Here is a 12,863-nt window from a genome sequence, read left to right on the forward strand (position 1 = left end):
GAGCGCGAAACAGCTGGCTTCTTATTTAGGCTTGATCCCCAAGCACAACGAATCTGGTAAACGGGCAGGAAAAACAACCTTGAGTAAGGAAGGGCCAGGCTATATCAGAGCGAAGTTGTATATGGCCGCAATCGTAGCTGGGCAACATAATACCGATATAAAAGCGCAGAAAACGAGATTACTAAAACAAGGCAAAACAAAAATGCAGGCGCTAGGTGCAGCGATGAGAAAGTTGTCACAAATATGTTTTGGTGTTGTTAAGAATCAAACAGAATATCAGCCTCAAGTTAGTTAAATAAAAACTTGAGGCTGATTAGGAGAGATGGTATCTACAGAAAACCAACCACATGTAGGTCGGCCTTCAGGCCGTCATAAGCCCGATAACACAAAACCAACCACGTGTAGGTCAGCCTTCAGGCCATCAAAAGCCTAGTTAAACCAAACCAAAACCCTTGACGCGCTAAAGCACGACCTACAACAAACTTGACGCACTAACGCGCGACCTAAAAAATCATTTTATTAATGCATTACTGTTTCATGCGCTCAGCAAGGTTCCCTTGCTCATAAGCTTCTTCTTCAATATGACTAATATTGACGACTATATTTTCCGCGCGCTCAATACTGTTAATACTTAATGCGTCGACATCTTGCATCTTTTCATTAAGATCTCTAGCTACACTAGCTTGCTCTTCAGAGGATACATTGATCTGTGCCGTCATCTCTACAACACGTTTTATAGCCGCTTCTATATCACCCATTTTCTGAGCCACTTTATTAACGCTATCAACACCTTCTTGTGCAACCGCTGTGCCTTTATCAATAGTATTTGTTACATCTAAAGTGTTTTTCTTCAGCTCTTCCGTCATGCTATGAATACTTTGTGTGGCATTCTGAGTGCGAATTGCCAATGCTCGAACCTCATCCGCAACCACCGCAAAACCACGCCCAGCTTCACCCGCACGAGCAGACTCAATGGCCGCATTCAACGCCAACAGATTTGTTTGCTCAGCAATACCACTAATAGAATTAACCACTTCGTTAATGCTATCACTGCGTTCAGCTAATATCGCGACAACTTTTTTAGCATCCGAAATGTCTTGATAAACCTGACGCATAGTCTCACCCGTTTGCTGAGCCAACAAACGACTCTCACGAGATAATCCACCGACAGACTCAGTTGCCTCAACCGCCACATGAACATGCTCTGCAACATCAGTCACACTAGACAAGAGTTGAGAACTCGCCGCAACCACTTCCTGAAAGGTATTTCGTTGCTTATTGAAATTGACCAAATTCGTTGTCACACTGGCTTTCGCATCCGATGCTCTTTGACGAAGCTGTTGAGCACCCTCTTTTAGGCGATAGCGAAAAGTATTACCAGCCGCTTCTTGATGAATTTTTGCAAACTTGATCGCGGCTTTGGTTCCAACCGTTTTACAGTATAAATACTGACCTATTGGGTTATGTGACTCGGACGATAAGCCAGAGACAACCGAGTGCAAAGACTGAGCCTGGAAATAGGTTAACCACATCCCGAACAAAGCCAAAATAGGCCCAGCAACTTGCAAAGCTAATACGTTAGACAATAAACCAATAATGGCCAATAAAATAAAACTGGACATTAAAGGCCAAGAAGCATTGCTTAAATGCGCAGATACCTTGGTCGTTATTGGTAACAAACCTTTTCCCGCATTAATACGATCATAAATAGACTGAGCATGTTGAATTTCATCTCGCGTTGCTTTGCGGCGAACAGATTCATAACCAATCACTTTACTGCCATCTAATAGCGGACTTACATGAGCACTTACCCAGTAATGATCTCCATTTTCACAGCGGTTTTTTACCAACCCCATCCAACTCTTACCCTGTTTCAAATTGGCCCACATATCAGCAAAAACCGCTGCTGGCACATCAGGGTGACGGATAATATTATGTGGCGAGCCAATCAGAGCTTCACGCTTATAACCTGCTATCTCACAGAAAACATCATTCACAAACGTAATGCGTCCCTTCACATCTGTACTGGAAACTAACACGTAGCTTTCGGGAAAATCATTTTCTTTATTTGTTACTGGCATTTTTCGCATAAACAACTCTCGATTTTTTATATTAGTTATTTTTATCACGTATGCTGGATTGTTACTATTTGTAAATATACCCTAAAAATATATCACATTGACTTATTCATCATCAAAGTCTCGGTAAGCATCCGGCGCTAAATCTTCAAAGCGAGTATATTTACCCACAAATGCCAATCGGCATGTACCAATTGGACCATTACGCTGCTTACCGATAATAATTTCAGCAATACCTTTATGCGGTGTATCTTCGTGATAAACCTCATCTCGATATACAAAGGAAATAACATCGGCATCCTGCTCAATTGCCCCAGATTCACGCAAATCAGAGTTAACTGGGCGCTTATTGGGTCGATTCTCCAAACTACGGTTGAGCTGAGAAAGCGCCACCATAGGGCATTCCATTTCTTTGGCTATAGCCTTAAGAGAACGAGAGATTTCAGAGATCTCATTGGTACGACCTTCAGTGAAACCTGGAATTTGCATCAACTGAAGGTAATCGACCATGATCATTGCAACACCACCGTGTTCACGAGCAATACGTCGCACACGTGAGCGCATTTCTGTTGGGCTAATACCACCAGTATCATCAATAAAGAGCTTGCGATCTTTTAGCATTTTTACCGCAGACATTAACTTATCCCAGTCTTCCTGAACCAGTTGCCCAGAACGCATTCGAGTCTGATCGATTCGACCAAGGGAAGACAACATACGCATCATGAGTGATTCAGCAGGCATCTCCAAACTGAATACAATAACGGGCTTATCACTAATCATGGCGGCATTTTCTACCAAGTTCATCGCAAAGGTCGTTTTACCCATGGAAGGTCGCCCTGCCACAATAATCAAATCCGACTTCTGCAACCCTGCCGTCATAGCATCTAAATCAGTAAAGCCCGTACTTAAACCTGTAATGGCACCTTCTTGATGGTACAGCTCATCAATTTTATCGACGGTGGCACTTAAAATATCTGCGGCAATTCGCGGGCCGCCTTTTTTCTCTCCACCCTCAGCTATTTGAAATATTTTTCGCTCAGCTTCATCCAATACTTCAGCAGCAGTCATACCTTCTGGGTGAAAAGCTCGCGCAGATATATCGTTTGTTGTAGAAATAAGACGGCGCAAAATAGAACGCTCACGAACGATATCAGCATAGGAAGCGATGTTGGAGGCACTTGGCGTGGCTTCAGCAACCTCAATTAAATATGCCATACCACCAATAGATTCTAGATCGCCACGCTTATCTAATCGCTCACCAATGGTAACCACATCAATAGGTTCTGATTCGTCAGCTAGACGAGCAATAACGGTAAAAATTGCCTTATGCTCTGGACGATAAAAATCATCAGCAATAACAAGCTCGGAGACTTTCTCCCAAGCTTGGGGATCCAACATCAACCCGCCAACAACTGAACGCTCAGCCTCAATGGAATACGGTGGTAATTTAATAGAAGCGACTTCAGAATCATTTAGTTGCACGCAAAATACCCATACAAATACAGAAAAAATACAGAAAGATTAGCTTATCACGCCAACAAAAAAAGGGCATCTTGCAAAGCAAGATACCCTTCTCTTATTTAAGAAAGACTCGCATCTTTCTTAAGTAATTTACCGAAGCAAATTACTCAGCGATTACTTCTAAAGTAACCGTTACAATAACTTCAGAATGAAGTTGAACGTCTACTTCGAAAGAACCTGTGTGACGAATCGCGCCTTCTGGAAGACGGATTTCAGCTTTCTCTACAGCTACTTGCGTAGAAATAGCATCAGCGATGTCACGAGTACCGATAGAACCAAAAAGCTTACCCTCATCACCAGCATTTGCAGCGATAGTGAAAGTTTTGCCTTCTAGCGTTAAAGCACGAGCTTCAGCAGCAGCTTTACGCTCTGCAGCTTGCGCTTCAAGTTCAACACGGCGCTCTTCAAAGCTAGCCAAGTTAGCTTTAGTAGCCATTACAGCTTTTTTGTTCGGAATCAAAAAGTTACGAGCATAGCCTGGTTTAACAACAGCAACGTCACCAATACCGCCTAGCTTGTTTACTTTGTCGAGTAGAATAACTTCCATCTCGATCACCTCTAATTAATCATTAGCTATCACTTGAGTTGGACGCCTTACCTTATATTCTAGAACGAATATCTACAAAGCTATCAATCACACAAAGTGCGACAAGAATATTTGCAAAGTACACATTCAGGACAAAAAAACCTACAAGATAAAATGCGATCAGTCCAACAATCCCAATTTCTTTTTTTGCTAAAACACCATGCACTAGAGCGAGCCCCGGCAACACCAAAGCAGGTACAGCGGCTTGAGAAAGAACAATAAAAGATCCACCTAGGCTTTCACCTATTAGAATCATTCCACCCAACACCAAACTAAACACTATTGGCAGTCTTAACTGATGAAATTCAGTACGTAATCCGCCTGGATTATAGAGCCCTGCTTGCCATTTTCTTGCCAAAAACAAAGAAATAATAGCAATGACCACTTGGAAGATGGATATAGCCATCACCGCCTGGTTAAAAATTAAATTTTTATCAGGAACTTCAACACCTTCTTTCGTCAAAACACTCTGAACCAACGTTACCGCCAAATTCAAAATATCTGCCATCAAAAGAGGCTGAAGCAGAGTACTAATAACCGCCAAAAAGCTGCCGACTAGTAGCACCCAACTCCATGACATTGTTGATCTAAGCAAATAGCTCAACAACATCACATCAACTAATACCATGAGCGCCGTAGCATCTCCTTGGAACATCCACAACACAAGTGCTGGTAGACAACCCCAAGCTAATACAGGTATTCCTTCTTTTACACCTTTACGAAGCACCACCAATCCTAAGATTGCAGCCGCCAGCCAAAACATCATAGGAATTAGACCAAACACCATCACACCAATAATGGCATTCAAGCGTTTTTTCATTACCCATTTAGCTAAACCACCCATAAAAGCGCTTCTTTAAGCCTATTAATTAAAGTGGCTGTCAGTGTAAGGAAGAATAGCAATGTAGCGAGCGCGTTTGATTGCAGTCGCTAGCTGACGCTGGTAACGAGCCTTAGTGCCAGTAATACGGCTAGGTACGATTTTACCAGTTTCAGTGATATAACCTTTCAGTGTGTCTAGATCTTTGTAATCGATCTCTTTAACGCCTTCTGCTGTAAAACGGCAGAACTTACGACGACGGAAAAAACGAGCCATGAGTGTCTCCTAATAAAAATAGATTAATCTTCAGATTCTTCAGATACTTCGTCAGAATTGTCGTGGTTACGCTCTTCACGTTGAGGAGCAGAACGACGATCTTCACGACCTTCAGAAGCTTTAATAGGAGATACGTCAGTTACCGCTTCTTTACGACGAATCACCAAGTTACGGATGATGGCATCGTTGTAGCGGAAAGTGTCGTTTAGTTCAGACAAAACACTGTCAGAACACTCAATGTTCATAAGAACATAGTGTGCTTTGTGAATTTTGTTAATTGGGTAAGCTAGTTGACGACGGCCCCAATCTTCAAGACGGTGAACTTGACCACCATCTTCAGTGATTAGGTTAGTGTAACGCTCGACCATTGCTGGTACTTGCTCGCTTTGATCTGGGTGAACCAGAAAGACGATTTCATAATGACGCATTTAAGCTCTCCTTATGGGTTCTTAGTCTCCACGCTCCCCCTGTTAAAAAAGCTGTGAGACAAGGAGTATTGATTTACAGGGACGCGCATTATATAGCACTAGTGAACAATAAGTAAACGAAATCAACCAAAGTAATACTCGCATCACCCTTCTTAGTCTAAAACAGTAAAAATAAAACCTATTTTACTTTGGTTATTTTACAGGCTCAATTAAAGACAATAGAATTAGATTCTTCATAATTCACTCTACCCCACGGATATGGACATCATGAAAAAAGCATTTTTAGCATTATTGCTATCCACACCTATTATTGCTCAAGCTGATGGTAGCTTAGGCATCATTGGTGCTGTATCAGAATCCGTGTACAAAGAGACAGATACTCAATCTAAATTCCTTCCCAACATAAGTTATGAAGGTGAACACTTTTTCCTTCAATTACCTGAAATTGGTTATCGTTTTTTACCCAAACAAGCACCACAAAACTTTGCTATCGGCTTTTCTTACGAAAGTTCAAACTTTGACCCTGACGACTCAGATAATATAAACATCCAACAACTAGATGATAGAGATGACAGCATCATGGCTTTTGCCAGTTATCGAGTGGGGCCGATTTCAACAAAATTTGCTCAAGATATTAGCGGTGAACATGATGGCTACTATGCACAAATCGCCTTAGGATATCCACTTCCTGTCGGCGCATGGAAGGTCATCCCTTCCATATCATATCGCTACATGGACAGTAAAATGAGCAACCACTTATTTGGTGTCTCTCAAAGCGAATCAGTAAATACTGGTGGTGCTATCGCTGCATACGATTCAGGTGCCGTTTCTCAAATCAGATATGGGGTAAGAGGCATTTATCCACTTTCAACAAGTGTAAATCTGATGTTAGGCATCAATCACACTAAATTCGATAGTGAAATTTTAAAAAGCCCTATTGTAGAGGACAATACGATCACATCTATTCTAGCTGGTATTATCTTTTCATTTTAATAGATACAACATAAATATCGCATCACAGGTAAATCTGAGTTTTCGGAATAATAAGTCATGAGTAAATTTTCCAACAACACCCAAGCCATGCTGTTTGGCCTTGGGGCCGTGTTACTTTGGTCGACCGTTGCCACTGCGTTTTCTATATCACTCAAGTACTTCTCGCCCACACAGTTATTGCTTGTTGCGAACATCGTCTCATTGATTTTTTTAACAACCCTGATTGCATTAAAGGGTGAAACAAAGCAATTAATTAGCTTCGCCAAGCAATCATGGAAATCATCTTTATTTTTTGGCGCAATCAACCCCTTTCTTTATTACCTAATATTACTTCAAGCTTACAACATGCTTCCAGCACAAGAGGCACAAGCGATAAATTATACTTGGGCCATTATGCTTAGCTTTATGGCCGTCCCAATACTCAAACAACGCATAAAAAGCGCGGACTATATCGCAGCTGCGGCGTGCTATTTTGGCGTACTTTATATATCTACTCGCGGCCAGATAGCGTCACTAGAGTTTTCAAACGTCACAGGTGTTGCCTTCGCCCTTCTAAGTACTATTATCTGGGCTCTTTATTGGTTATTGAACACAAAAGACAAACGCCCCAGTTTAATCGGCCTAACGCTTAATTTTGCCTTTGCACTCCCCTTAATCACGATATTTGCAGGCGTAACAGGTGAACTAAACCACTGGAATAATGATGGATTATGGGGCGCAATTTATATTGGTTTATTTGAAATGGGACTAAGTTTTGTATTGTGGAATAGAGCATTAAAACTAACAACTAATGCCAGCCAAGTAGCGAACTTAATATTTCTATCCCCATTGCTATCAATTATCTGGCTTTCACAATTCGCAGGTGAACCTATCTTACGTTCCACACTCATTGGTTTAGCTTGTATTCTAGTTGGCCTATTTATTCAAAACTGGGCAAAAAGAAAAAAACAATAAGGACAAAAAAATGCCAGCATTCATCTACCTATTACTGCCTATTTTTTTCTGGTCAGGCAATTACATTTTAGGACGATTAACCGTTTCCAATGGAATAGACCCGTTTTCAATATCTTTCTTACGCTGGAGCCTTGCCTGCCTAATCATTTTGCCTTTTGCTTATAAGAAGCTTTGGCGAGAACGAAGTATTATCGCAAAAAACTGGCCTTTGCTTGTTCTTTTTGGCTGGCTTGGCATTTGCAATTACAATCTTTTCCTTTATATAGGGCTCAGTACCACAACAGTCACCAATGCAGTACTACTCAATTCCATCATGCCGGTAATGATACTAATTACAGCTCGTCTACTGTTGGGAAATAAAACATCTTGGTTACAGAATACTGGCATACTCATTTCCACCCTTGGTGCAATTACCATCGTTAGCCGCGGCAGTTTAGAAACCTTTTTACACTTAAGTTTCTCACAAGGCGACTTATGGATTATTACGGCGGCTATTAGCTGGGCTATTTATTCGGTACTCATTGCAAAACGCCCGAAAGAAATGTCTTTGATTGGTTTCTTTGCCTGCACAGCAATTATAGGAACCTTGTTTCAGGCTCCACTATTCTTCCTATTTGGACATAGTCAACTAACTGACTTCACAGTAAGTAACTGGGGCGCCATCATTTATATGGGGCTATTTGCTTCAATTGGGGCTTTTTTATGCTGGAATACTGGCGTACAGAAACTCGGTGCGGCAACCGCAGGACACTTTATCCACCTCCTCCCAGTATTCAGTATCGGCCTATCAGTGATATTCCTAGGCGAACAACTGCTTAGCTTCCATTACGTCGGTATAACATTAATTTTTTCAGGAATATTTGTGGCGACAATACTAAACAAAAAAAAGCTGCGAACGGCCTAGCCTCTATTTCGCGCCATTCGGGTACTAATCAAAATGCTTGAAAAAATAAACAACATTCCAAGAATGGCGTAAATGTCAGGGACATGGCCCCAGACAACCCATCCCCAAAACCCACTAAACACCACACCAACATAACTAACGGGAGAAACAACACTTGCTGGCGCATAGGTATAAGCCAAATTATAAAGGTACATACCTACATACAAAGTGATGGTGACCGCAGCCACCAGAGGCCATACAGCAATAGGTAAAACCAAAGAATCACCCTGCACTAACATCAAAGGTAGAGACAATATTGTCGACACCAAAAAATACACAAACAAGGTTTCTTGACCTGATACCTGCTGAGACAGCATTCGCGTTGTCACCATAGACAAGGCCAAGCCAATAGCAGAAATAAAACCAACAATATGCCAAGGATTTAAGTGGTCCGGCGTAGGCTGAATAACAAATGCCACACCAATAAAACCAATTATAAGCGGTAACCAACGCGCCTTTGGAATTCTGATTTTATGCAGTATTAGCACCACAAAAGGAACACACAATGGCGCGCAGGTTCGAAGTAAAGAAGCTTCCACCAAAGGAATATGATTCAACGACCAATAATAAAAAAGAAAACCAATGAAGCCACCAAAACTGCGCAAAAAGTGAATTTTCCACACAGAAAGCGATCGTTTTTGCCAACGTCCGCGCATTTGGGGTAGAAGTATTAAGGCACAAAATAAACTCTGCCAAAAAACTAGGGTTGATACCGCGATCATGGTTTGAGCCTGTTTGGCTGCCAGTGCAGTAAGCGACATAACAAACGCATAAGCGATTGTCATCACAATGCCTTTCTTTAATAACTCGTTATCATCTAACACTAAATCGCTCTTTCTATGTAAGTGAAGCAGGAAGACTGTTTAACTCAATCAAGCTAGATTGTCGAGCTATTAGCTCCTTCAGCGCTCGGCAATCCAGAACTAGGCATTCCAAGGTAACGAGAAAAAAGCGGATGAGGCTCGATTTGAGATAAAACAGATACGGGTTCATAAGCTGTAACACGACCATGCTCAATCAAGATAACTCGTCCGCCGACCAAACTCGCTTCTTGCGGCAAATGCGATACCAACAAGGTGGTTAATCCCAATTCTAGCGTTACATTATTGACCAAGTAGAGCATTTCTTCTCGTAAGGCAGGATCCAAAGCACTAAAAGGTTCATCGAGTAACAGGATAGGTTTTTTTCGTACCAATGCCCGTGCAATAGCGACCCTCTGGGCTTGCCCGCCAGACAAAGCCTGTGGATAGCGGTCTTTTTTATCAACAAGCTGTGTTTTTTCAAGCGCCCACTGAATTCTTGTTTTTTGCTCACCGCTTAAAGAGAGAGAAGGAGACAAACCAATGGCGACATTTTGCCAGACGGTTAATTGCGGAAATAAATTATCACTTTGAAATAAGGTCGATATTGGCCTTTCGTAAGGGGGTAAAGAAAGCAGTGATTCTTCGTTGAAAAAAAGCTCTCCACGGCCGTCTAAAAAGCCACCCAATAAATGCAATAGCGTACTTTTTCCTTCACCACTGCCACCAAGTAAAGTGGTGACACCAGGGGAAATCTCCACACAATAATTGGCATGAAAATTCTCCCAATCATATTGAAGGTTAATTTTTAACACGTGCTGTTACTCCACCAATAAAGCGAGACGAACAATAAAACAAGATCAAGCATAGAGAAATTAATACCACAGCAACACAAGCCCCCTCTTCCAACCGATAAGAGCCAATCAATTGAAATAAATACAGTGGCAAAGACACTAAACCCTGACTACCAAATAAAGCAATCACCCCCATGTCACCCAAAGACAGCAGAAGAGCATAACCTAACGCTTGCGCAACACTTGGTCGAATCAACGGCCACTCAAGACACCAGCGCGACCAAGACTGAATCCCCAAGCTTAAATATACATTTCGAAAGCGCCGCTCTTGTTGGTACATTACTGGCATCAAAGCTCGCAGCACAAAAGGCAGCGCCATAACCGCATTGACCCACACAACAATCCAATAACTCGACTGCAACCCCCAGCCAAAATCACGCAAAGTCAAAAACAAGCCAGTGGCAATCACCAAACCCGGCACCATTAAAATCATATTCCCTAGATGCTCGATTTTATTCGGCAAAAAAGCAAAATACTGACGCGCCATACAAAACCGCGCCAGCACACCAAAACAGACACCAAGCAGCAAACTTACCAGAGCCGCTGGAATAGCAATTTGCAATGAAACAAGCACAGCATTCCACAAAGCAACAGACTGTAATGTCTTGAAAAAAACAGGTGAGAAAATCGGATCAAAAATCGCTAAAAAAGGCGGAATAACCAATACAAACGCACATAGTAAGGCCAAGTAATCTGCCGACTTAGCCCAAAAAGAATCTTTAAGTAAATAACTCTTTACCGCTAATAAACTCACATCTTGACGGTTAATCGGTGCGATCCGATAAACAATAACTGCGAATAAAGTACATATTGATACCTGCAGCAAAGCTAAAAAACTGGCTTTATTTAGATCAAAATCAAATCTAAGCGCCTGATAAATAGCCACTTCCAAAGTACTATATTTTGGGCCGCCACCTAAGCTTAACACCACAGCAAAGCTAGAGAAGCACAACATAAAAATCAGCACAAATGCTCCAGGTAGAACCTTTTTCATGTAGTGCCATTCAATCCAGCGAAAAGCTGCCCAACGAGAAAACCCAAGTTGCGAAGCCTGACGCCACTGCCCTGATGGAATTAAGTCATAACCTTGCAATAAAAGGCGCACGGCCAGCGGCATATTAAAAAACACATGGGCAAGCAAGATCCCCACCAAACCATACAAGGGAATTTGTACCCCAAACAACTGATTCAGCCACCCGGTACGACCATAGACAACCACCAAGCCTAAAATCGCCACAATGGTTGGCACCACCATGGAAACTGAAAACAATTGCAGTAAAGCAGATCGGCCATAAAACTGGCGATGAATAAGACAAGAAGCAACAGGAATAGCAATAAGTAAGCTAATACCACTGCTTAGCAGCGCTTGCCATAAGGAAAAGCGTACAACCCGCCAAAGATAAGGCTGCTGCATATAGCCAAGCCAAGAGTGTAATTCGCTATAACGCAAAAGAGCCGCCAAACTGGCAGCTCCCATTAGCAGGAAAAAACCAACACCTAATAGCGCCGGCAATAACCCTTTGACGGTTCGAAAGAAAAACAACTTAACGTCGATTATCGAGTCGTGGCATTTAACCACTCATCAATCCAAGCTTTACGATGTTGTGCCACGTCTTTTGCCGGCAGAACCAAACTCTTTACCGGTTTTAAAGCACTGTCAAAAGCCGCTGGTAATTTTTCATCTAGCTTAACCACGGGTAACATCCAATTGCCCGTTGCAACTGTCGATTGGAAACCTGGCTGCAAAATAAACTGCATAAACTGCTTCGCCAAGGCAGGATGAGGCGCACCTTTCATCATCGCTGCCACTTCGATTTGTGGATAAAGGCCTTCACTGGCTGCAGCAGCTTTATACTTATTATCCCCTTCCGCAACAATGTGATAAGCAGGAGATGTGGTGTAGCTCAACACAACATCCGCTTCGCCTTTCAAAAATAAACCATAGCCGTCGGACCAACTTTTCGTTACTGTCACGGTATGAGAAGCCAAACGCCCCCATGCATCAGCAGCATTATCGCCATAAACAGATTTCACCCATAACAACAGACCAAGCCCTGGCGTGCTCGTTCTTGGATCCTGATAAATAACACGCAGGTTTTGATTATCCACCACTTCTTTCAAACTAGTTGGCGGACTTTGAAGCGTTTCAGAATTGTAAATAAAAGCGAAGTGACCTTGATCAAATGGCACGAAGGTTTTATCCGACCAACCACCAGCAATAGTGACAGCTGAAGTATCAACAGCATGGTTCGCCAATAGGCCTGTCTGTTTTGCGGCTTCCATTAGATTTAGGTCTAACCCCAAAAGTACATCAGCTTGTGACGATTTCCCTTCTAATTGCGCGCGGGACAAAATACCAACCGAAGAGTCCAATGCGACAAAATTCACTTCACAGGCACATTCTTTTTCGAAATTAGCTTTTATCTTCGGGCCTGGGCCCCAGTCGGATGCAAACGCATCATAGGTATAGATATTCAGAGTATCTTTGGCTAATGTTACAGGCGAAAAAGCTACGCCAAGACTAATAACAGCCGCAGAAAAAAGAGTGCTTAACAAAAATGGTTTCAAAGTGTCGCTCCTAAAATAAGTGAGCGGCGTACAGGGGAAATG

At 42.2% G+C, this 12,863-nt stretch carries 14 protein-coding genes; 4 read left to right on the forward strand and 10 right to left on the reverse strand.

From position 1 onward, the window contains the following. Positions 1 to 295, forward strand: a 295-nt coding sequence (locus BUA59_RS17940; RefSeq protein WP_139248915.1) for a transposase, incomplete at its 5' end; no start/stop codon positions are given. Positions 296 to 527: 232 nt separating this feature from the next. Here the strand turns inward: BUA59_RS17940 and BUA59_RS17945 are convergent. From BUA59_RS17945 to rpsF, 6 genes are all read right to left on the reverse strand, one after another. Continuing rightward, the gene (locus BUA59_RS17945; protein ID WP_072841054.1) at positions 528 to 2,090 is read right to left on the reverse strand and encodes a methyl-accepting chemotaxis protein; all 1,563 of its coding nucleotides are present in this window, start codon (positions 2,088 to 2,090) and stop codon (positions 528 to 530) included. Between the two features lie 93 nt (positions 2,091 to 2,183). After that, positions 2,184 to 3,560, reverse strand: a complete 1,377-nt coding sequence (dnaB, locus tag BUA59_RS17950) for a replicative DNA helicase (RefSeq protein WP_072841055.1) — start codon at positions 3,558 to 3,560, stop codon at positions 2,184 to 2,186. A gap of 142 nt (positions 3,561 to 3,702) precedes the next feature. After that, positions 3,703 to 4,146: a 50S ribosomal protein L9 gene (rplI, locus tag BUA59_RS17955; RefSeq protein WP_012071132.1), complete on the reverse strand. Its 444-nt coding sequence runs from the start codon at positions 4,144 to 4,146 to the stop codon at positions 3,703 to 3,705. Positions 4,147 to 4,198: 52 nt separating this feature from the next. Then, entirely contained in the window at positions 4,199 to 5,029 is an 831-nt protein-coding gene (locus BUA59_RS17960; RefSeq protein WP_072841056.1) for a hypothetical protein, read from the reverse strand. Positions 5,030 to 5,050: 21 nt separating this feature from the next. Further along, positions 5,051 to 5,281, reverse strand: coding sequence for a 30S ribosomal protein S18 (gene rpsR, locus BUA59_RS17965; RefSeq protein WP_012071134.1), 231 nt, complete (start codon positions 5,279 to 5,281; stop codon positions 5,051 to 5,053). Positions 5,282 to 5,304: 23 nt separating this feature from the next. After that, complete coding sequence (gene rpsF / locus BUA59_RS17970; RefSeq protein ID WP_012071135.1) at positions 5,305 to 5,709, reverse strand: 30S ribosomal protein S6; 405 nt, start codon at positions 5,707 to 5,709, stop codon at positions 5,305 to 5,307. A gap of 267 nt (positions 5,710 to 5,976) precedes the next feature. Between rpsF and BUA59_RS17975 the strand changes: the two genes are divergently transcribed. Genes BUA59_RS17975 through BUA59_RS17985 form a run of 3 tightly spaced genes read left to right on the forward strand, consistent with a single transcriptional unit; the run spans position 5,977 to position 8,560 of the window. After that, positions 5,977 to 6,702, forward strand: a complete 726-nt coding sequence (locus tag BUA59_RS17975) for a MipA/OmpV family protein (RefSeq protein WP_245813180.1) — start codon at positions 5,977 to 5,979, stop codon at positions 6,700 to 6,702. A 57-nt stretch (positions 6,703 to 6,759) separates the two neighbouring features. After that, positions 6,760 to 7,656 (forward strand): DMT family transporter, encoded by an 897-nt coding sequence (locus BUA59_RS17980; protein WP_072841058.1) that lies wholly within the window; start codon positions 6,760 to 6,762, stop codon positions 7,654 to 7,656. 10 nt (positions 7,657 to 7,666) lie between these two features. Continuing rightward, the gene (locus BUA59_RS17985) at positions 7,667 to 8,560 is read left to right on the forward strand and encodes a DMT family transporter (protein WP_072841059.1); all 894 of its coding nucleotides are present in this window, start codon (positions 7,667 to 7,669) and stop codon (positions 8,558 to 8,560) included. Here the strand turns inward: BUA59_RS17985 and BUA59_RS17990 are convergent. From BUA59_RS17990 to thiB, 4 genes are read right to left on the reverse strand one after another with little or no spacing between them, the layout of a single operon-like run. Then, positions 8,557 to 9,423 carry a DMT family transporter gene (locus BUA59_RS17990; protein ID WP_084122531.1) on the reverse strand — a complete coding sequence of 289 codons (867 nt, stop codon included), beginning with the start codon at positions 9,421 to 9,423 and terminating at the stop codon, positions 8,557 to 8,559. The two genes, BUA59_RS17985 and BUA59_RS17990, sit on opposite strands and share 4 nt — an antisense overlap. A 53-nt stretch (positions 9,424 to 9,476) precedes the next feature. Then, positions 9,477 to 10,214 carry a thiamine ABC transporter ATP-binding protein gene (locus tag BUA59_RS17995; protein WP_072841060.1) on the reverse strand — a complete coding sequence of 246 codons (738 nt, stop codon included), beginning with the start codon at positions 10,212 to 10,214 and terminating at the stop codon, positions 9,477 to 9,479. Next, positions 10,201 to 11,832 (reverse strand): thiamine/thiamine pyrophosphate ABC transporter permease, encoded by a 1,632-nt coding sequence (gene thiP / locus BUA59_RS18000; protein WP_245813181.1) that lies wholly within the window; start codon positions 11,830 to 11,832, stop codon positions 10,201 to 10,203. The genes BUA59_RS17995 and thiP overlap by 14 nt, the downstream gene beginning before the upstream one ends. Continuing rightward, a complete protein-coding gene (thiB, locus tag BUA59_RS18005; protein WP_072841061.1) occupies positions 11,808 to 12,821 on the reverse strand; it encodes a thiamine ABC transporter substrate binding subunit in 1,014 nt (337 codons plus the stop codon). The genes thiP and thiB overlap by 25 nt, the downstream gene beginning before the upstream one ends. Positions 12,822 to 12,863: the final 42 nt, after the last annotated feature.

The organism is Marinomonas polaris DSM 16579 (assembly GCF_900129155.1).
Classification (GTDB): Bacteria; Pseudomonadota; Gammaproteobacteria; order Pseudomonadales; family Marinomonadaceae; genus Marinomonas; species Marinomonas polaris.

Excerpts from the sequence above, each read along its gene's own strand:
- BUA59_RS17945 (WP_072841054.1), bottom strand. The coding sequence starts at position 2,090 with ATGCGAAAAATGCCAGTAACAAATAAAGAAAATGATTTTCCCGAAAGC.
- BUA59_RS17980 (WP_072841058.1), top strand. The coding sequence starts at position 6,760 with ATGAGTAAATTTTCCAACAACACCCAAGCCATGCTGTTTGGCCTTGGG.
- BUA59_RS17985 (WP_072841059.1), top strand. The coding sequence starts at position 7,667 with ATGCCAGCATTCATCTACCTATTACTGCCTATTTTTTTCTGGTCAGGC.
- rplI (WP_012071132.1), bottom strand. The coding sequence starts at position 4,146 with ATGGAAGTTATTCTACTCGACAAAGTAAACAAGCTAGGCGGTATTGGT.
- BUA59_RS17960 (WP_072841056.1), bottom strand. The coding sequence starts at position 5,029 with ATGGGTGGTTTAGCTAAATGGGTAATGAAAAAACGCTTGAATGCCATT.
- BUA59_RS17975 (WP_245813180.1), top strand. The coding sequence starts at position 5,977 with ATGAAAAAAGCATTTTTAGCATTATTGCTATCCACACCTATTATTGCT.
- rpsR (WP_012071134.1), bottom strand. The coding sequence starts at position 5,281 with ATGGCTCGTTTTTTCCGTCGTCGTAAGTTCTGCCGTTTTACAGCAGAA.
- rpsF (WP_012071135.1), bottom strand. The coding sequence starts at position 5,709 with ATGCGTCATTATGAAATCGTCTTTCTGGTTCACCCAGATCAAAGCGAG.